Origin of the sequence: Margalitia sp. FSL K6-0131 (assembly GCF_038008735.1) — a bacterium.
GTDB lineage: Bacteria > Bacillota > Bacilli > Bacillales > Bacillaceae_C > Margalitia > Margalitia shackletonii.
Genome location: NZ_JBBOZS010000001.1, coordinates 4,724,013 through 4,744,444 on the forward strand (window position 1 = coordinate 4,724,013; position 20,432 = coordinate 4,744,444).

The 20,432-nt window shown below is 37.9% G+C and carries 19 protein-coding genes and 1 pseudogene; 3 read left to right on the forward strand and 17 right to left on the reverse strand.

Translation table 11 applies throughout. From position 1 onward, the window contains the following. Nucleotides 1-22 precede the first annotated feature (22 nt). The 9 genes and pseudogenes from NSQ59_RS23095 to NSQ59_RS23140 all read right to left on the reverse strand — a co-directional run bounded on the left by NSQ59_RS23095 (nucleotide 23) and on the right by NSQ59_RS23140 (nucleotide 9,680). The gene (locus tag NSQ59_RS23095) at nucleotides 23-727 is read right to left on the reverse strand and encodes a response regulator (RefSeq protein WP_126647844.1); all 705 of its coding nucleotides are present in this window, start codon (nucleotides 725-727) and stop codon (nucleotides 23-25) included. Further along, nucleotides 724-2,316: an ATP-binding protein gene (locus NSQ59_RS23100; protein WP_083489543.1), complete on the reverse strand. Its 1,593-nt coding sequence runs from the start codon at nucleotides 2,314-2,316 to the stop codon at nucleotides 724-726. The genes NSQ59_RS23095 and NSQ59_RS23100 overlap by 4 nt, the downstream gene beginning before the upstream one ends. A gap of 213 nt (nucleotides 2,317-2,529) precedes the next feature. Continuing rightward, complete coding sequence (locus NSQ59_RS23105) at nucleotides 2,530-4,056, reverse strand: tripartite tricarboxylate transporter permease (RefSeq protein ID WP_340832874.1); 1,527 nt, start codon at nucleotides 4,054-4,056, stop codon at nucleotides 2,530-2,532. A 21-nt stretch (nucleotides 4,057-4,077) separates the two neighbouring features. After that, a complete protein-coding gene (locus tag NSQ59_RS23110; RefSeq protein ID WP_126647841.1) occupies nucleotides 4,078-4,533 on the reverse strand; it encodes a tripartite tricarboxylate transporter TctB family protein in 456 nt (151 codons plus the stop codon). A 91-nt stretch (nucleotides 4,534-4,624) separates the two neighbouring features. Continuing rightward, nucleotides 4,625-5,647, reverse strand: a complete 1,023-nt coding sequence (locus NSQ59_RS23115; protein ID WP_340832875.1) for a Bug family tripartite tricarboxylate transporter substrate binding protein — start codon at nucleotides 5,645-5,647, stop codon at nucleotides 4,625-4,627. Between the two features lie 164 nt (nucleotides 5,648-5,811). Further along, on the reverse strand, nucleotides 5,812-6,534 hold the full coding sequence (locus NSQ59_RS23120; RefSeq protein ID WP_340832876.1) for an amino acid ABC transporter ATP-binding protein: 723 nt from the start codon (nucleotides 6,532-6,534) through the stop codon (nucleotides 5,812-5,814). After that, complete coding sequence (locus tag NSQ59_RS23125; RefSeq protein ID WP_055742368.1) at nucleotides 6,531-7,187, reverse strand: amino acid ABC transporter permease; 657 nt, start codon at nucleotides 7,185-7,187, stop codon at nucleotides 6,531-6,533. Before NSQ59_RS23125 ends, NSQ59_RS23120 begins: the two co-directional genes overlap by 4 nt. Before the next feature lie 195 nt (nucleotides 7,188-7,382). Beyond that, nucleotides 7,383-8,218 (reverse strand): annotated as a pseudogene (locus NSQ59_RS23135) (basic amino acid ABC transporter substrate-binding protein). Nucleotides 8,219-8,327: 109 nt separating this feature from the next. After that, nucleotides 8,328-9,680, reverse strand: a complete 1,353-nt coding sequence (locus tag NSQ59_RS23140; protein ID WP_055742370.1) for a D-serine ammonia-lyase — start codon at nucleotides 9,678-9,680, stop codon at nucleotides 8,328-8,330. A gap of 138 nt (nucleotides 9,681-9,818) precedes the next feature. Between NSQ59_RS23140 and NSQ59_RS23145 the strand changes: the two genes are divergently transcribed. Continuing rightward, nucleotides 9,819-10,889: an aromatic ring-hydroxylating oxygenase subunit alpha gene (locus tag NSQ59_RS23145; protein ID WP_340832878.1), complete on the forward strand. Its 1,071-nt coding sequence runs from the start codon at nucleotides 9,819-9,821 to the stop codon at nucleotides 10,887-10,889. 55 nt (nucleotides 10,890-10,944) lie between these two features. Then, nucleotides 10,945-12,363: an amino acid permease gene (locus NSQ59_RS23150; protein WP_340832879.1), complete on the forward strand. Its 1,419-nt coding sequence runs from the start codon at nucleotides 10,945-10,947 to the stop codon at nucleotides 12,361-12,363. A 21-nt stretch (nucleotides 12,364-12,384) separates the two neighbouring features. Here NSQ59_RS23150 and NSQ59_RS23155 read toward each other — a convergent pair whose 3' ends face one another. From NSQ59_RS23155 to NSQ59_RS23170, 4 genes are all read right to left on the reverse strand, one after another. Next, nucleotides 12,385-14,016: a M20/M25/M40 family metallo-hydrolase gene (locus NSQ59_RS23155; protein WP_340832880.1), complete on the reverse strand. Its 1,632-nt coding sequence runs from the start codon at nucleotides 14,014-14,016 to the stop codon at nucleotides 12,385-12,387. 70 nt (nucleotides 14,017-14,086) lie between these two features. Continuing rightward, a complete protein-coding gene (locus NSQ59_RS23160) occupies nucleotides 14,087-15,496 on the reverse strand; it encodes an amino acid permease (RefSeq protein WP_340832881.1) in 1,410 nt (469 codons plus the stop codon). Nucleotides 15,497-15,545: 49 nt separating this feature from the next. Beyond that, nucleotides 15,546-16,307 (reverse strand): dimethylarginine dimethylaminohydrolase family protein, encoded by a 762-nt coding sequence (locus NSQ59_RS23165; protein ID WP_340832882.1) that lies wholly within the window; start codon nucleotides 16,305-16,307, stop codon nucleotides 15,546-15,548. Between the two features lie 20 nt (nucleotides 16,308-16,327). Further along, the gene (locus NSQ59_RS23170; RefSeq protein WP_340832883.1) at nucleotides 16,328-17,203 is read right to left on the reverse strand and encodes a dimethylarginine dimethylaminohydrolase family protein; all 876 of its coding nucleotides are present in this window, start codon (nucleotides 17,201-17,203) and stop codon (nucleotides 16,328-16,330) included. A gap of 166 nt (nucleotides 17,204-17,369) precedes the next feature. Between NSQ59_RS23170 and NSQ59_RS23175 the strand changes: the two genes are divergently transcribed. Then, nucleotides 17,370-18,110, forward strand: coding sequence for an IclR family transcriptional regulator (locus NSQ59_RS23175; RefSeq protein WP_340832884.1), 741 nt, complete (start codon nucleotides 17,370-17,372; stop codon nucleotides 18,108-18,110). A gap of 111 nt (nucleotides 18,111-18,221) precedes the next feature. Here NSQ59_RS23175 and NSQ59_RS23180 read toward each other — a convergent pair whose 3' ends face one another. From NSQ59_RS23180 to NSQ59_RS23195, 4 genes are all read right to left on the reverse strand, one after another. Beyond that, a complete protein-coding gene (locus NSQ59_RS23180) occupies nucleotides 18,222-18,689 on the reverse strand; it encodes a hypothetical protein (RefSeq protein WP_055742378.1) in 468 nt (155 codons plus the stop codon). Nucleotides 18,690-18,818: 129 nt separating this feature from the next. Then, complete coding sequence (locus tag NSQ59_RS23185; RefSeq protein WP_055742379.1) at nucleotides 18,819-19,202, reverse strand: VOC family protein; 384 nt, start codon at nucleotides 19,200-19,202, stop codon at nucleotides 18,819-18,821. 24 nt (nucleotides 19,203-19,226) lie between these two features. Further along, complete coding sequence (locus NSQ59_RS23190; RefSeq protein ID WP_055742380.1) at nucleotides 19,227-20,252, reverse strand: 2-hydroxyacid dehydrogenase; 1,026 nt, start codon at nucleotides 20,250-20,252, stop codon at nucleotides 19,227-19,229. Nucleotides 20,253-20,265: 13 nt separating this feature from the next. Then, the gene (locus tag NSQ59_RS23195) at nucleotides 20,266-20,412 is read right to left on the reverse strand and encodes a hypothetical protein (RefSeq protein ID WP_161809319.1); all 147 of its coding nucleotides are present in this window, start codon (nucleotides 20,410-20,412) and stop codon (nucleotides 20,266-20,268) included. Between the last annotated feature and the right edge of the window lie 20 nt (nucleotides 20,413-20,432).

The following is a 20,432-nucleotide window of genomic DNA, read 5'->3' on the forward strand; positions in this document are numbered from 1 at the left end:
AACTTCCGGCTAAGGCTCTATTTTATTTCACCATATACACCCGCTCCGGTCGGCCAACCGTTCCGTAAGCCAAATCCGCTGCGATCTTTTCCTCTGCAATCAGATGCTCCAGATAACGTCTTGCAGTAGTTCTGCTAACCCCCATTTCCTTTGCTACAAATTCAGCTGTTACGCCATTTGTCACTAATTTTAGCACTTCTAACACTTTTACCAGTGTCAGAGGATCAATTCCTTTTGGTAATAGTGACTTATCGGAAGAATAACTATCAATATCTTTTCGTAATAAAGCATCTACTTGTTCTTGTGTAACTAGTAATTGGTCCTTTCGCAGTTCGACAAGCTTTGTATGATATTCTCTATACCGAATAAGCGTATTTTTAAATCTATCAAAAATAACTGGCTTTATAATGTAATCAAATACCCCTATCCTAATAGCCTCTTGCACTTTATCGATTTCCTTTGCCGCCGTGATCATGATGACATCCATTTGGTTCGGCTGCTGCTTTGCTTCTTTTAAAATATCCAGACCATTCATATCAGGAAAATAAACATCTAACAAAATCAGGTCCGGCTGTAATAGTTCCATATAACTTTTTGCCTCTATATAACTTGCCGCAATCCCAACTGTTTGAAAACCTTCCAGCTGTTCGATAAAGCGTTTCTGTATTTCTGCAATCCGCAAATCATCCTCTACAATTAAAACTTCAATATCCTTTCTATCACTCAATCCAAAATCCCCCTATTTTTTGGAATTGCTACCGTGAAATGAGTACCCTCTCCCACTTTTGTTGAAAAAGTTATCGTACCTCCCAGCAGATAGACAGCCTGTTGTACTAATGAAAGCCCAATCCCTGCATTAAATTGTCGATCCTTTGTTGTGAACCCCTTTTGAAAAATTCTTTTTGTCGTCTCCGAATCAATCCCTTTTCCATTATCCTCCACTTCAATAATGAGTTCTTTTCCAAGGTCTGTTAAAAACAAAATAACCTGTTTCTCTTCCTTACCATTCTCTCTAACAGCATCGAATGCATTATTAATTAGATTGCCGATAATCGTTACTAAGGAGTCCCTGCTTATCTCTTTCGGAATATCTTTAAAACTACTATATTCATCGACTGTAAAATTAATCTTCAATTCACTTGCAAGGCTAAATTTCCCCAGAATGAACCCGGCTAAAACCGGATCGGGAATTTCTTTCATAAGGAAGTGAATAAACCCTTGAGTCACATCCACTTCCTTTGAAATAAAATCAATCGCCTCCTTATATGAGCCAAGCTGAATCAAACCAAGCAGGGTATAAAGCCGATTCGAATATTCATGAGTTTGCGCCCTTAACCCTTCCGCATATGCTTTTACATGGGAAAGCTCTTGAAGAAGTTTGGAGAGATCATTTTTATTTCGAAAACTTGCAACTGCTCCTATTACCTTTCCATGCTTATCAAATATTGGAATACGATTAACAAGATATACTTCACCGAGAATCATAAATTCCTGATCATATTCTGCCTTCCCTGCTTTCACTACTTCAAGAAGACGTGAATTCTCTATCACATCATCGATCTTCTTTCCACGAAGGATCATGTTAAGCGGGATTTTAAGAATTTTATGTGCTGTTTCATTTACAACTGTAATACCCCCTTCTTTGTCCACCGCAATAATCGCTTCGTGAATCGATTCCAAAATAGCATGCTTTTCCTGATACAATCGGGCAATTTCCTTTGGTTCCAGCCCAAGGATGGCTTTTTTAATATGGAAAGAAATAAGAACTGCCGCTAGTAAACCACCAATCATAACAAGAAAAGTAATGATAAGAACTTTTTTCTGAAGCTTTACAACCTCTTCTTCAATATCGGTCTGGAGATACCCAACAGACACCACTCCAATGACTTTCCCTTTATCAAAAATCGGTGCCTTTCCCCTTAAGGATGGACCAAGTGTTCCAGTTGATTCGGAAATGATAGCTTTACCGCTTAACGGAGCAGCATTGTCGCCTCCGACCATGGTTTGACCAATTCGCTTTGGATTAGGATGGGAATATCGGACTTCATCACGGTTTCCAACTACAATGAACTCTGCATCAACCAGTTTGCGAATTTTCTCCACGATTGGCTGAATAATGCTGGATGGATTCTTTGTATAGAATGCTTCCCTAATGTCCGGCATATTGGAAATCGTTTCGGCAACCGCTAATGCCTTCGTTCCTTTTTCATGCTTTAGATTGGTTTCAATCATATCCCGAAAGGTGTATTCAAAAATTCCCCCAATCATAAAAATTAATATACATATCCCGGCCATTAATTTCGTATGTAAACGCAACCATAAACACCTCTATTAATTGAAGTTGCAAGTCTTTTAAATGAGCATGAATGTTTGTTGTTGATGAAGAGCCCTTGGTATTTATGTGAATTGGTATTATCGATTGAACAATTTAATGAACATTTAACGAAATATATTCTTAAAATTCACAACAATTATACTATTATTATATAAAAAAACCTCCCATTAAAGGAGATTTTTCGTCAAAACCTATTAACCTTCTACATTAATAACGACTTTCTTTCCTTTTGCTTTCATTAAAATCGGTATCACCAGCCAAAGTACTGTTACAATTAAAAACGCTAGGGAAATAGGACGAGTAAAGAATATCGAATAATCACCGTTCGATATGGTAAGTGCCCTGCGCATATTATTTTCAATCATCGGTCCTAAGACAAGCCCCAAAACGAGGGGTGCAATCGGATAATCATTTTTGCTTAGAAAATAACCAAAAACTCCGCATCCCAACAATAGCAGTAAATCATTTGTTGATACTTGAACTGCATATACCCCAAAAATCGAAATGGCAATAATTAATGGAATTAAATATTTTTTAGGCGTCTCAATGATTTTGGCAAAAACCTTTACTAACGGAAGATTTAAGATTAAAAGCATAACGTTTCCTATAAACATACTAGCAATAAGTCCCCATGCTACTTGTGGATGATCTTCAAACAATAAAGGACCTGGTTGGACATTATACATCATCAACGCCCCCATTAAAATGGCCGTCGTACCTGATCCTGGAATTCCTAATGTTAATAAAGGAATCATTGCACCTCCGGATGCTGCATTATTCGCCGTCTCTGGTGCAGCAACCCCAGCAATCGTTCCAGTTCCAAATTTGGATGGATTCTTTGAAATTCTTTTTTCTAAAAGATAAGAGAAAAAAGATGCGAGAGTCGCTCCTGCTCCGGGTAATATTCCAACGAAAAATCCAAGAATGGATCCCCAGGCAATCGGACCGGCAGATTCTTTCATTTCTGCTTTGGAAGGAATCATATTATTAATTTTCGCAATGCCTCCCTCTTCCTCTTCTTTTTCAATGATGGTCTTAAACACCTCTCCAAGTGCAAATAATCCTACGGCAATGGTTAAAAATTCAACCCCTTGATATAGCCATGGAATATTAAAAGTGAAACGAGCAATTCCAGAAACACTGTCGATTCCGATGGTTCCCAATAATAAACCGCAAACGGTCATAATTAACGCTTTCGTAACAGATTTTCCTGCCAATCCGCTTACTGCTGCAAGTCCTAAAAGCATAAGCGAAAAATATTCAGCAGGTCCAAACTTAAGGGCAATATTAGATAATGGTTCTGCCAATGCAATTAAAGCAATAAGTGTGACAATCCCGCCGACAAAGGAGCCGATTGCTGCAATGGATAGTGCACTTCCTGCCCGGCCCTTTTTTGCCATTTGGTAGCCATCCAATGTTGTAACAACAGAAGATGACTCGCCAGGTGTATTTAATAGAATTGATGTGGTCGATCCGCCATACATCGCCCCATAGTAAACACCTGCAAGTAATATAATCGCACTCGTTGCGGCTGTTTCCGGAGGAAGCCCCCCTGTAATGGAGGCTGTTACGGGGATAAGCAAAGCCACCCCGCTCATCGGGCCAATTCCTGGCAAAACACCGACTGCCGTCCCAATTAATACTCCGACGAACGCAAATAGCAGGTTATACCAAACGACTGCCGTCCCAAATCCATGTACTAAATATTCAATGGTACTCATGATGTTTTTACTCCCCCTTTCCTAAGAAAACCAGACTGGCCATCCCGGCAATGTTCCCTTCAGCACTTCGACAAAAATAAAATAAACAACGCCGGAAAATGCAGCTGAGATAATAAGTGATGTAATCCATTTAGTCCTTTCCATCGTTTGAAAACACACAAATAAAAATAAAAACGTTGTAATCACATATCCAATAGTTTCTAACGTTAAAATATAAATCAATGTTGCCACGAAAATAATTAAAAATGGCTTATATTGCAGTTTTTCCTTTTGTGCTCCTTGTGACTGGGCACGAAAGGTTTCATAAAATAATCGAATACTTAATACAGCAAGAATAATTCCAAGAAAAAATGGAAAAATGTCAGGACCTACTTTACTTCCGTAAGAAGAGCTTGCCAGTTGCTTACTTCCAACGATAAAAAGGATGCCTACGGCTAAAAATAATACAGCAGCAACTCGGTCAAATTTGACGCTCATTCCAGATACCTCCTTCGAGAAAAATAGCGAAGACTGACCTACAGGAGGGATCTTATCCAGTTCCCCCCTATCCCCTTGTCAGTCATTGCACTTATTTTTGCATACCTAATGCTTCTAATAATTGCTGGACTTGTTGTTCTTGATCTTCTAAAAACGTTTTAAAGTCGTCTCCATTTTTATATTGCATTTCCCAGCCTTGTGTTTCGACTTCTTTTTTCCATTCTGGCGTTTCTACAAGCTTGCCGATTGTTTTTTCCCAAAAGTCCTTCGCTTCAGCAGACATTTTTTCTGGACCGAAAATACCACGCCAAATCGTAAATTCTGCGTCAATGCCTTGTTCTTTTGCAGTTGGAATGTCTTTAAAATCACCAGACAAACGTTCAGGAGATGTAACAGCTAAGACACGAATCTTTCCTGCTTTTAAAAATTCCTTGACACTGGAAGCATCTGTTCCGATTACATCTGCATTGCCTCCAAGCAGCGCTGTAATCGCTTCCCCTCCGCCATCATATGAAACATATTTAATTTTTGTCGGGTCTACACCGTATTTAAATGCAGGAAGAATGGCAACTAGATGGTCCATAGAACCTGGTGCGGAGCCTCCAGCAAAGGTTAGCTTTGTTGGGTCCTTTTTTACTTCCTCCAGCACAGATTTTAAATCCCTAAATTTAGAATCATTTTTTACTACAATAACTCCATAGTCTTTTGTCAGCTGAGCCAATGGAGTGGTATTTTTAACTCCATATGGACTGTTTCCTTCTTTTTTCAAATTGTTAATAATGATCGGTGGTGAACTTACAAATAACATATCGTTATTTTGTGCCTCTTTTGTTGCATATTCCGCCATGAAAACAGCCCCGCCGCCTCCAGGCTTGTTCTCGACGGTCAGCGGTACTTTGACAAGCTTTGTCTCACTTAGCACTTTTGTAAAGGAGCGAGCTGTCATGTCCCATCCGCCGCCTGCTCCAGATGGTGCTACGACCGTAATGGACTTTTTCGGATAGCCGGTATTTTTTGTTGCGGAGCCGGATGTATCTTTGCTGCTGCATGCACCTAGGCTTAACGCCAAAGCCCCCGCACACAATATTGCTGAAAACTTTTTAACTGATATCATATAAATCCCCCTTATTTGAAAGCGTTTTCTAAATTTTATACTAAAAAAAGTATTTTGATAGATTAGTCATTTATTGTGTATTAAAAACGATAACACTATTTTGTTCATAAAGTTCACGGACACGATAAACATAAAAAAACCCTATTCTTAAAGCAGAATAGGGTCTATAATACTTTACTCAAAAACGCCTTCGTTCTTTCATGTTTTGGATGGTCAAACAATTCAGATGGAATATTCTCTTCCACAATATAGCCGCCGTCCATGAATAACACACGATCGCCTACTTCGCGGGCAAAGCCCATTTCGTGCGTTACAATTATCATGGTCATGCCCTCTTTGGCAAGCTGCTTCATGACTTCCAATACTTCCCCGACCATTTCGGGATCAAGTGCAGAGGTTGGCTCATCAAATAGCATGATCTTCGGTTCCATTGCTAAGGCCCTGGCAATAGCCACCCGTTGCTTTTGGCCACCTGAAAGTGAATCCGGGTAAGCATCCGCCTTTTCTAATAGCCCTACTTTTTTCAGGAGTTCAAGCCCCTTTTGGCGTGCCTTTTCTTTTTCCCACTTTCGTACATGTATTGGTGCCATCACAATATTTTCCATCACACTTTTATGGGGAAATAAATTAAATTGCTGGAACACCATTCCTACTTCGGTCCGGATATCATTAATATTCGTTTTAGAATCAGTTATGTCAGTTCCTTCGATGTACACATGACCATCTGTGATTGTTTCTAGTAGATTGAGGCATCTTAAAAAGGTTGATTTTCCTGATCCGGAAGGGCCAATGACAACGACTACTTCCTGCGGCTTTATTTCAACATTAATTTCCTTCAAAACTTCATTATTTCCAAATGACTTTTTTAGATTCTCAACTTTAATCATTCCGTGCTCACCTTTCTTTCAATAAAATTCAAAAGATATGTGAGGGTGAGGGTTAAGATGAAATAGATAAGTGCGACGGTTAAATATGGCTCCCAGGGACGATAATACTCTCCTTGCATTGCACGCCCCCAATACATAAGCTCCGGTGCTGCAATAACAGCGCCAAGTGAAGAATCTTTGATTAGTACAACGAATTCATTGCCAAGAGGTGGAATCATTCTCTTTACCGCTTGTGGCAAAATGACAAGCTTCATCGCTTGTAAATGTGTCATTCCCAGAGACCTGGCAGCTTCCATTTGTCCTCTATCAATCGATTGGATACCTGCCCTGAAAATTTCAGAAATATATGCCCCCGCATTTATTGAAAGAGCCGTTATTAATGCTGCAAAAGCATTTGTTTTTCCTGTAAAAGTTGGAATCACTGCAAAATGTACGAGGAGAATTTGAACAAATAGTGGTGTTCCTCGAAAAAAATTGATATACCAAACAAATGGAAATCGTATTACTTTATTTTTTGACATCTTTCCAATTCCGATTAACAGACCAATAATCGTTCCGAAAATAATCCCTAATATGGAAACCTCTATCGTCGTAAGTGTTCCTTGTAAAAAATATGGGATATAGTGTGCAATTAGATCAAAACGAAAATTCATCGTACATCTCCTTCTATAAAGGTTTTAGTTGAATTCCTGTGCAAGGAATCCTATTTCATCACCAATGCAAATTCAAAAAGCGCCATAATACATAGGGTAAGAGAAAACAACTACAATTTGTTTTTATTAAAAGTCGCTTCCGTCAAAATAAAAAAATGCGTAACCCTTTCCGTTCGTTACGCAATTCATGTAAGCTTAAAATTGTTTTTTTAGTGCATCAATATTTGGCTCTGTACCAAACGTATTTTTATAAATTTTTGTATAGGTTCCATCATCTATAATTTGCTTTATTGCCTTGTCAAGATCTACTTTTAATTTACTGCCCTTCGGTAACATAATCCCATAGAATTCAGATGAAAAAGAAGGGTCAGTGATTACTTTTAAATTTTTTCCGGATTGTTTTTGGCGTACTCTTCCACAACAGCATTATCCGCTACCACAGCATTTGCACCGCCTTTTAACAACTCCATAATTGCCAAAACATTACTTTCAAACTTCTTAATATGCTGTGAATCTTTGCCAAGAACTTTTTCCGCAATTTCTTGTCCAGTTGTCCCGTTTTGAACAGCAACTGTTTTTCCTTTTAAATCCGCACCCCTTTGAATAGAGCTATCCTTTGGTACGAGAATTTTATTTATAGATTCAAAGTAAGGTAGGGAAAAATCATAAGTCATTTGCCGCTTCTTATTAATCGTAATGGACGAAATACCTGCATCTGCTGTTTTACCTTGAACCTCCACAAATACCGGATCCCATCCAACATTCACCAATTCGTAGTCATAGCCTGCAGCTTTCATGACAGCATCTAATATATCCGCATCAAATCCAACAATCTTATCGCCATCCAATGATTCCATTGGAGCATAGGTGGCATCCGTTACTATTCTTAATTTCTTGTGTTGTGTCTCACCTGAGGCTGGTTTATCAGATGAGCCTGTAGTAGTTTTCTCACTTGTCCCACATGCCGATACAAGCAATAATAAGCTAATCGCTAGCGAAGAAAGGAACATCTTTAATAGTTTATTCTTCATAAATTTCCCCCTAGTAAACTTTTCCTATATTTCATCTATATTGAAAACGGAAATAGATTAGAAGGGGGAATGTTCGAAATAATTCTAGTAGTTTCTATTGGATATGCTATCATTCGACATTATCATGGACACCTCTGCGATAATACTCCTTCATCATTTCTTCGGGGACCATACTTCCGCCTGTTGCCCACACAAGATGTGTGGCGTTATCCATATTTGTTTGCAGCTTTTGGTTTGTTAGATATTTCTCCCCCTCTTTTTGACTAGCAAGCTGAATAGGACCGAAAAATCCTGCAAGTGCTGAAGGCTCAAGAAAAATATTTTCCTGGTCTGCTAGTTCCCGAAGGAAATTGTAAAGCCTTTGATCTTGTATAGTAAAACATCCGCTCAACATATTACCAATTGTCTTCCCAACAAAGCTTGACGATCTTCCAACCGCTAAACCATCCGCATCTGTTCGATTATCCAGACCGAAATCAAAAACGGATACTTTATCCTGAAGTCCCGTCATTTGTCCTATTAGAAAGCATGGCGAATGGGTCGGCTCCGCAAAAAAGCAATGCACATGTTCACCGAATTCCATCTTTAGACCAAATGTTATTCCTCCCGGTCCTCCCCCTACACCGCATGGAAGGTAGACAAATAGTGGATGTTTTTCGTCCACTGTAATATCCATTTCCTCAAGCTGCTTTTTTAAGCGAGAAGCTGCGACTGCATATCCAAGAAATAAGTCCTTGGAATTCTCGTCATCGATAAAATAGCAGTTTGGATCCGCTTCTGCTTGTTTCCGTCCTTCTTCCACCGCTTTACTGTAGTCAGATGGATATTCAATTACGTTTACACCTTTGCTCCGCAAAAGATCCTTTTTCCATTGCTTCGCATCCGCAGACATATGAACGGTAACCTTAAAGCCTAACTCGGCACTCATGATGCCTATGCTCAAGCCTAAATTACCGGTTGATCCTACTGCAATTTTATATTGGGAAAAAAACTGCCGGAAATCAGGTGAAGCAAATATCTTATAGGAATCAGACGTTTTCAACATTCCATGCTCAAGAGCAAGCTCTTCTGCATGCTTTAAAACCTCATAAATACCTCCTCGAGCCTTAATAGATCCCGAGATTGGCAAGTCGTTGTCACATTTTAAAAGGAGTGTACCGTGAATGTCTAGTTGATAAGCTTGCTCCATGGCTTTTTTCATTTTATTTATTTCCACAAGCGGGGATTCGATGATTCCATTTGTGTTTTTCGTTTCAGGGAAAACAGTTTCGATATATGGTGCAAAACGTTGAAGTCGTTCCGCAGCTTCGGAAATATTAGAAATGGATAAATTAGTGTTTTTGTTTTTCGCATTATAATGCGGATTTACCCACAATACCTCGTCCATTTTGATCAGCTTATGTAGTAATGGATATTCCTCTATCCATTCTTGAACGCTTTTACCTTCTAATTTTGTGGACATTCCTAGACCCTCCTAAGATTTTCTTACATTTATTATATATCGGCATAAAAAATACTTGTCACATTACTTCTTTTTATTTTAATTGTTCATATAATTGTAATAATTTTCTGATTCTATTTTCAAAAGGAGGTTCAATCATTGAATAACATAACACACCGAGTTAGTGAAAAGTTAAGTGAAGCACATACTTTACCGTCATGGCTTTATACCAATCCCGATGTTTTAGAAATAGAAAAGAAAGAAATATTTAGCAGGACATGGCAATATGTTGGCCATATTAGCCAATTTACTAGAGCTGGTGATTATCTCACAACTGAAGTTGCAGATAGACCGATTATTGTCCTTCGTGGAAAAGATGGGGAAATTCGTGCCTTTTATAATGTTTGTTCACACAGGGCATCTAAACTTGTGGATGGTGAGGGAAATAAACCGCTTCTAGTTTGCCCATATCATGCATGGTCCTATAATTTGGACGGTTCTCTTAACAAAGCACCTAATATGATGGGGGTTGAGAATTTCGACCATAAGGATTTTTGCTTAAAAAAAATTAAACTGGAAATATTCGAATCTTTTATTTTTGTTAATCTTGATTCAAATGCTTCCCCGTTATCTGTTCAATTTCCTGACTTGTTCAACCATGTAAAGGAAAATAATCTTGGTGATTTAAAAAGGGTACGTGTGAAGGAAACTATCTGCAAATCCAATTGGAAGATTGGTATTGATAATTATCTTGAATGTGACCACTGCTCCATTGTTCATAAGGCGCTCGTCTCAAAGGTCGATATGAATCAATATGAGTATAAGATGTATGATAATTATTCCTATCAGAGCACACCGCTCAAAGGATTGGATAGCAATTTCCCTTTAGGCCAAGGCGGCCGTTATTATTGGCTTTATCCAAATACATGGTTCTCGTTCGACCCAGGTCCTCCTAATCTATCGATACATCAATCAATCCCTATTGATCACAAGACAACGAAGTATGTATACACAACTTTTTTTATGAAGGAAGAGATAACAAAGGAAGAAGAGGAGCTAATGGCAATCGATCAATTGGTGCGTAAAGAGGATTTAGAAATTTGTGAAACGGTTCAAAAGGGAATTGATACTGGAGCATATACACAAGGTAGATTTTCTCTTACAGAAAATTTAGTTCACCATTTTCATTTACTTTTACAAAGAGATTTAGAAAAGGTTTTACCTTTATAAAACAAAATGTAAGCGCCTCCGTATTACTAATTTATCGGAAAATAGGTGATTGGGTATGGACCATGAAAATCAACCGAAACTAAAAAGGTCGATGAAGAGCAGACATTTATTCATGATGTCATTAGGAGGAATAATCGGTACTGGTCTATTTTTAGGATCTGGTTATGCAATCGGAGAAGCAGGTCCAGCAGGTGCTATCTTGGCATATTTAGTGGGCGGACTTTTAATGTATTTAGCAATGGTGTGCCTCGGTGAGTTATCCGTAGTGATGCCTGTTTCGGGTTCTTTTCAAGCACATGCGACACGATTCATCGGCCCCGCTACAGGCTTTGTCGTTGGCTGGATTTATTGGTTAAGCTGGGCATTATATGTTGGACTTGAATTTGTCGCAGCTGGTGTTTTAATGAAAAGATGGTTCCCCGACGTTCCTGTTTGGATTTGGTGTGCTTTGTTTGTCATTATTCTTTTTTCCATTAATTCGCTTACGACACGGAGCTTTGCTGAAACAGAATATTGGTTTGCAGGCATCAAGGTGTTAACAGTTATTCTTTTTATTATCGTCGGTCTTGGTGCAATCTTTGGAATCATCCCTATGCATAGTGATCCAGCTCCTTATCTGTCTAACTTTATCGGTGATGGCATATTTCCAGCTGGTATGGTAGGTGTATTCATATCGATGATGACGGTTATCTATGCATTTCAAGGTTCAGAAATTATGGGTGTAGCTGCTGGAGAAACGGAAGAGCCAGAGAAAAATATTCCAAAGGCAATCCGAAATATCGTATTTCGCGTCCTAATCTTTTATGTCCTTGCTATTTTTGTCTTATCCGCTCTTGTTCCATGGCAAAAAGCAGGAGTGCTGGAAAGTCCGTTTGTAACGGTATTTGATATGATTGGGATTCCGTATGCAGCTGATATCATGAATTTTGTTATATTAACGGCGATACTCTCAGTAGGAAATACCGGATTATTCGCCTGTACCCGAATTTTGTTTTCTCTTTCAGAAAGTGGGATGGCACCATCTATTTTTAAAAAGCTTAATAAACGCGGGGTTCCTTCTTACGCCTTACTTATTACCTTGGGATTTGCATTGCTTTCCTTATTAACTAGTATTGTGGCAGCGAATACATTGTTTGTTGTTCTATTAGCAATAAGCGGAATTGGCGGAACCCTTACATGGTTAGCGATTGCCGTTGCCCAATTACGGTTCCGTAAAAAGTTTGTGAAAGATGGAGGAAAGGTCGAGGATTTAGCATTTAAAGTCCGTCTTTACCCGTTTAATCCAATCCTGTGTATTGTTATGTGCTTATTTATCTTTGTTTTCACCGCATTTGACCCTACTCAGCGAACATCATTATATTGGGGATTTGGATTTATTATCGCATGCTATTTATATTATTATTTTGTTTTTACAAGAAGAAAGATGAGTCATTCTGATGTTCCATCCATTCCAATTTCAAAGGAAGATCTATAATATACTTGAAAAACCGCTGATTTAAGACTTCAAATCAGCGGTTTTTTTCTTGCTGCTTATCATGTAGATCATTTCTTCTACAATGAATGGTATTTCCTCGAATGCATTTCTTATGTGCAAACGCTCTGTTCGTTTATGTGCATCCTTTCCAAATGGACCTACATTTAGTACCGGAGCATTCAACTTTTCCATTCCCTTAAATGGCACATCATAACTATCTCCCCACACAGGTGTATTCGCTTCAAACGCTGTCCATCCTTCATAGGAATCCTGATAGTTAACGTAACTCAAATCACAAATACCATTAAAATAATGAATTCTTTCTACAGATAAATTATATTTTTCAAGTGCTCTTTCCGTCACGAATTTTACACATTCCTCTGCAAGCTCATTTCCAGTAGAATTTACTGCTGGGTAATAAGGAGGTGCATAAAGGATTACAATAGACGGTGAAAGCTCTTGGCATTGAATCATCAATTTATCCGTGATTCTGAACGACTTTTCACGGTCATCCCATTCCTGGTTTGCATGGATTTCCTTTTTTATTTCTTCTATATATTCCCATCCAAATTTATCTTTCGCATACTGCAGTAGCTCCTGATATCGAATAACTCTTACCTTTCCAACAGGTTCAACCCTGTACTTTTGACAGACTTGCAAATAAACAGTATTGCAATCATTTGCCGCTTCATTGGCAATGCGCTCGAACAAATCCATGATTTCCGAAGCATTTCGTTTCATTAGAAAGACATTGTAAAGAGCCGTTGAACGGTATGGTGTCTGTGTAGAATACTCCAGCTTTAAGTCTTTCTGTTGAAGTGTAACAGGAACAGGTGTCCTTTCCCCTAATACGGTTTCTTGGAACTCTGTATTCCATTCCATTTTTTGTGTTAGAAACGAAGCGATAAATGGTGATGTAATTCCTCCAAACGGTTCTCCTACATGTGTTTCCTTTCCATAAAAGAGAGCGGCCGGCATAATTTTACCAATTGTTCCTGTGTAAATATAGTACTGAGGGTCTGCCGGCTTTTGTGAAAAGACTGGTTCCCCGTTCAAAAATAGTTTATACGTAAGATTATATTGTTCTTGCAAATGGAGCAGTACCGGAACTGCACATCTCATCCCAGAGGAATTTACCTCTTCATCTGGGACGGTTAACAGCAATAGATTAACCGGCCAATTTTCCAGACTTGCTTTTTCAATGAGTCTCATATGCATAGCAAGTCCCATTTTCATATCCATTGTTCCGCGGCCGAATAGGTATTCACCTGATTCTAGATCCTTTATAGCGTCTTGAGAGAAATCATCGTACTTTTCGAGAAATAACTGCGTTAATTTCTCCGGCATTGTTGAAAACGGTTGCAAATCACCATATTCCTCTGTGTTTACTGTATCAAAATGACTGATTAAACAAATAGTATCAGTGGCTTCAGGGTGTTTGTACATAGCTGTTAAAAATTGGCGTCCTAAATCAGCTTGATGCAAAGAGAGGTGTTCAGGATATTTTTGAAAATGCTCCAGATCCTTGAGCTTCTCCTTCAGCAGAATGGGAAATTGTTTCTCGCCGTCAGATAATGTAATACTCTTCCAGCTTACAAGCTCGCAAAGCAACTCTCTTAACTTCTCAGGAGTTCCCCATTTCATGTTAATCATTTTGCCTTAACTCCTTTTTATGTTTTTATAGACAAAATCCTAGTAATTTTTTTAAAACAACTAACTGTTTTTATTTTCTCATGGTGATGCTACTATTTTCTGCTGTTTTTGATTTTCTCGATTGTTTAATCTTATAGAATAGTATACAAAAAATTAAAAAGCCTATCCCGTAAAAGAGTCCAATTCGCTGTGTAGGATCAAAAGCTAGGAAGATGAGAATGAACAAACAAAATCCTAAACAAAATAACGGTACAAATGGATAAAAAGGAACTTTATAGTGTAATTCCTCTGTTTTTCCGCCCGCTTTTATATATTTCCTACGGAACATATACTGTGATAGAGCAATTCCCATCCATGAGATTGTGACAGATATTCCCGCAATGGACATTAGCAGTACGAATACCGTGTCGGCTGCCACGACACTTGTTAATAACGATAAAAGAGAAAAGATGATGGTAAAAATAAGAGAATTTAGTGGTACCTTTCGCTTGGATAATTTTCCAAATATCTTTGGTGCCATTCCATCATGAGACATAGACCAAAGTAATCGTGTTGAAGCATAAAGACATGAATTCCCTACTGATAATATGGCAGTTAAAATAATAAAATTCATGATACTTGCTGCATAAGGCACACCTGCTATGCTAATGAGCGTTACAAACGGACTTTCCAGCAATCCTAATTCTTTAGAAGGGAAAATAGCAGAGAGAATAATGATTGATGCTATATAAAACACAATGATTCTAAACAGAACATTTCGAATTGCTTTTGGAATGTTCTTTTCAGGACTTTCGCTCTCGCCTGCTGCAATTCCTATGAGTTCTGAGCCTTGGTAAGAAAAGATAACATTCATCATGGTAACAAATATTATTGGAATCCCTGCCGGAAAAAGACCAGTTGGGGCAAGATTCTTAAGAAAAGGTGTAGGACGGTCAGATAAGTGTACAAATCCAAAAATTCCAGCTACCCCAATGATAATAAAGACGATAACTGCAACTACTTTTATTCCAGAGAACCAATATTCTGCCTCTGCAAAGCCTCTGGTCGTTAATGCATTCAATGAAAATAGAAGAACAATAAAGACAGCACACCAAAGCCAAGTAGGTACATGTGGAAACCAATGTTTCATTAATATTCCTGCTGCTGTAAACTCCACTCCCGCTGTTGCAGCGGACCCAATGAAATACATCCACCCAAGTGAAAATCCTGCTGAATGGCCAATATATTCTGAGGCATATTTTTGGAATGAACCTGTGACAGGCATATGCACAGCAAGTTCACCTAGACAAACCATTACCATATATAGAATAAGACCACCTACTAAGTAACCTAATAAAGCCCCGCCAGCTCCCGCCTGGTGGATGGTGTAACCAGCGTTTAAAAAAAGTCCCGTTCCAATCACTCCGCCAAGTGAGAGCATAAATAAGTGACGTTTTTTCATTGAACGATTTAATTGTTCATGGGTTTTAATGTCTTCCATATATCCAAACCTCCTAACCTAAGAATCTGCCCTTTTACATATATTTCTATTAGAATCGTAGAGATAGACAGCTCAAGCCTCCATCTTGCTTTTGGAATTCTGACATTTCAAGTTCAATTATTTGATAACCAGCTTCGTTAAGCTTTCTTTTTGTTTCTTCATAGCCCTTCGGAATAATGACATAATCATTAACTCTTATACAATTAGCACTATATTCATCCTCTTTTGTTACGATAATTTTCTCATAATGATCAAAGTCCGGGTGATCAACAAATTCCCCTGCAACAATGATTTGATTGTTCCCAAGATAAGCAATCCCTGTTTTCAAATGGAAAAACTCCTTTAATGGTACAATGGTTGCTTTGTAATCAGCAGACTCTAGTATCCTTTTTAATTGTTCTGCTCCTTCTTCATTGGTGCGTTCAGAAATTCCAATATAAAAATGGTCATCAATTTGTAATACATCTCCACCATCTAAGGTTCCTGGGGCTTTGATATATCGAATATCGTCATAATATTTTTTAATAACACTCTCCATTTCAATAATTTCTTTATTCCTCGTTTCTGCACCAGGGTTCGCAATGACGGCAAATCCAGGAGTCAATACAGCTGTATCTTCCACAAAGGTTGAATCAGGGAACTCATCACTTTCTAAAAGATATTCCACCTCTACTCCGCATTTCTTTAATGCTTGTATATAGTTATCATGTTGTACCAACACTTTTTCATAGTCTGGCTTTCCTAAATCGCTTGTTGTTAATCCATTTACATAGCTACTACTTGGTTTTTTTACAATAACCTGTTTAAACATTTTGATTCCTCCATCCGATTTTAATATGTGCGGATTACCGGCGAGGTTAAGCATGTTGGCCCGCCTGTTCCCTTATAAGAAATTTCTTCTCCCTTGTATTCATAAACTGTCGCACCCGCTTCTTCAAGTTGTTGTTTTGTGTATACGTTCCCATGAGGAAGGATGCAAACACGTGGTGCAAGTGCTAAGACATTACAACCTAGTGTAAGATATTCATTTTTAGGGACCTCAATTAACTGAATCTTACGCTTCAGTAAAAGCTGTCTAAAAAATACAGGCATCAATGGTGAATGTACTACTGCCAAATCATGATCCACCATACTGATGAATGACATTAAATACAGACACTCTGACTCTCCTTGATCGTGCGGGAGCTGAACAACAATAAATTCTTCCACCAAGTGGGAGGTAATTTCTCGTAATTGTCGAATGGCTTCATCATTCGTCCGGTAACCCCGCCCTACTACAAGCGTTTTGTCATCCAACCAGATAATATCTCCGCCATCTGCCACAGCATCGCCTGTCAATTCACCAAGAATCGGGATGTTTTTTTCTAACAAAAATTCTTTATAAATCTTGGCTTCTGGCTGTCTCAATAATTTTCCGGATTTCAGAATAATGGCTCCCTCTTTTGTAAATTTAATTGGATCATGGGCATACAAGGAATCAAGTCCAGTTTCTTCTGAAAAAGGTAAATAGTCGATTTGATCAACATGCTCCTTCAAAATACTTACAAACTCCTCGTATTCACTTAATGACTCATCATAAATAGGTTCTTCCAGATAATTGTACTTTTCCCATTCATTGCTTAAATGCACTTGACTGATAAAGGCATCTTTTGGATGTTTTAAAATAACATGCTTTAGCTTATTAAACATAGAATGGCTATACTTCATTCTCATCACCTTTTCCGTATAGTGGAAAACAATTCCGTATAAAGGAAATGTTTATGTTTCGAGTATAAATGTATACCATTAAACGTGTCAATCTATTTGAAATAATCAAAATAATTTTTTATTTCTATAACACGGTTTATAATAAACACAAAGGTGGGTTTTGAATATGCAATCACTTGATCGAGCAATGGGAATAATAAAAGTCCTAACTTCATACAAAGAGAACCGATTTCTTTCCATTACAGAATTAGCTAAAGAATGCAATTTACCCGTAAGTTCCATTCATCGTCTTCTGCAGGCAATGATGAAACACGAAATGATTCAACAAGATCCGGAAAGCAAACTGTATGGGCTTGGAAACGCATGGCTTGAGTATGGGCTTAAAGTGTACGATTCGATGGATTATGTTAGCATTATCAGACCTGAGTTAGAGAAATTAATGCATGCGGTTGAGGAAAGTGTGTACTTAAGCAAGCCATTAGGCATGGAGGCTCTGTTAATTGAAAGGATTGATTGTGAGCAAAATACTATCCGAATCCATGATCAGCTTGGTCTTCGGACACCAATGAATATCGGTGCTGCAAACTTAACGATGCTTGCTTTTATGACGGAAGCTCAAAGAGATCAAATTATGGACAAGTTGGTCCCAAAGGAAGACAGGAAAGATTTTTTTCAACTACTAAAAAAAATAAAAAGTGATGGTTATCTAGTTCGGGAGGACGAACATACAGAAGGGATTTCTACAGTAGCTGCCCCAATTCTTAATCGATTGGGTGAAGTGGTGGGAGCCGTAAGTGTTAAGTTTATTAGTTTTCAAATGACCGATGTTAAAATGGAGTTTGTTATTAATCATGTTGTAAATGCAGGACGAAATATTTCAAAGAAAATGGGATATTATTATAGATAAGACAGGGTATACATATTTTAAAGAAATAATAAAATATCTCATAAAAATAAAGAACATAGAAGTTAGGCATCAAACCTTTATTCTATGTTCTTTTTCTTTTTTAGTTGCATTCTATACATGAAAAATACTTTCCAAAACGGATTGAGGAGTTTCGTACACATGTCCGAATTCACTTCCAGTATAGTAAAAATGAGGATTTCTCATTTCCTCCGCGATGTTTTTTTCTTTTTCTACTTCTTTTGCTAGCCGTTCAACGGGATCTGCCGGCACAAGATGTATCCCCATTCTCGTTTTTTTATATTTTACCGAAATAGAAGCAATCTGTTCTCTTTCTTTCATAATAAAGATATCATGGTCATTATTCGTGAATGCAGAGAATTCAAGTGAATTGTAGGCAACCCGAATGGTACCCTGATCTTTCTTCACGACAAATCCTCTTTCTCTAAAATAATTCTCAAAAGCATCCAAAAACTCTTGAACTTTTCGTTTTAACTCAGGAATGATTATCTCTTCGAATAGCTTGTGATTATTTTTTTTTAAATTTGCTAATTCCACTTGTAAATCTTCTAATTTTGTCATGGATTATCAACTCCTTATGAAGCTTGAGTGGAATCTCTAAGGGACATCTAAAGATACTATAACAAACTTGAGTTCTCGCAACAAGCGGTGTCATGCACCATTAGTTTTGGTGCATGACACCGCCTTGCATTATGATTGGAATAATTCGATCCATTCACCATCCGGACCATAGAAGAAAACATATTTTGCACCACTTGGTAATGTTGTAATGGCTTCGTCCACAAATGTAACTTCGTGTTCCTTCAATCTCGCAATTTCTGCTTCAATATTATCCACGGACAATGCAAAATGATGAACCTTCCCCTCCGTCGGCAAATTTGGATTGTATCCTGAAATTAGTTCTATAATCGGTTCCTTTGTATCTTTTATGCCTAAAAAGGCTAATTTAAGAGAAGGATCAACATGATTTTGTTTTTCTATTAATTCTAATCCTACCACTCTTGTATAAAACTCAATCGTTGTGTCTATATCTTTCACTTGAATTCCTACATGTTCGAATTTTTTTATGGTCATTATATTTTCCTCCTCTAACATATCTCATGCTTCAATCTTTTCAAGTTTTAACGTTTTCTTGAGATTTTCAACTAGCTTAATAGGTGATTTAGGTAATGCATCAACCGTATCCCCGGCAATATGCGGTGTTAATGTCACGTTGTCGCATAGTAGTAATGGATGCCCCTGAGGTATAGGTTCCTGCCAGAAAACATCTATTGCTGCACCGGCAATCTGTTTATTTACAAGTGCTTCACATAGAGGTTTTTCTTCCATTACCTCAGCTCTAGATGTATTGATTAAATAGGAATCCTTTTTCATCTTTAAAATATGATTTTCCTTTATAAGTCCTTTCGTTTCTTCTGATAATCGGACATGTACAGTTACAATGGATGCTGCTTCAAACAATTCATCTAAAGAAACGAGATTTATTTCTATTCCTTCTTCTGATAATTCCTGCGATGTTACATATGGGTCAGAACCTATAACAGGAATACCCAATGCAATTAAATTTTTTGCTACGATTCTGCCAATATTGCCTAAACCTACAATTCCAACTATTTGATCCTTAACTGATTTTGTATAAGAATAGTTAGGAAAATCCTTTACCCATTTCCCCGCTTTTAACGCATGATGGCTACGGGCAATATTCCGTGTTTCACTATATATTAACCCAATCGTAAAATCAGCAACTGCTTCAGCATTACGTATAACATTTACGACTGGGATTCCCCTGCTTTTGGCAAATGCTAGATTAATATGTTCCATACCACCTCTACATGTTCCAATTACCTTTAACTGTTGAGCCGCCTCTAGAACGATTTGGGAAACTGGTGCGAAATGGACAAGTAAAAGATCTGCATCCACAATTTGCTCCAGTAATCCTTTCGGTGGAGAGACTGCTTCTGGTCCAGACCTTTCAATCTCTAATATCGCTTCTTGAAATTCCTCTTTTTTGTTTGGGCCCCAGCTTAACTTCACCACTTGATCGATAGGTGCATCCCATTGTTTAATAGCCTCTTCAAATTGATCCGCCGTTACAAATACGTCGCCTATAATAACTGCTTTCATGTATAACTCCTTCCTAACCTTGTATAGATACCGCTGCCTTTGTTTTCACTTCATCATTTGTATTCTCCATATAATTGGTGAACGCTGTTTTATATTTTTTATAGAAAAAGTAAAAAGCAAAATAAATGATCACTACAAGCGTAATTTTCGTTTTGTCCATTCGTGGTGCCTGACACCACG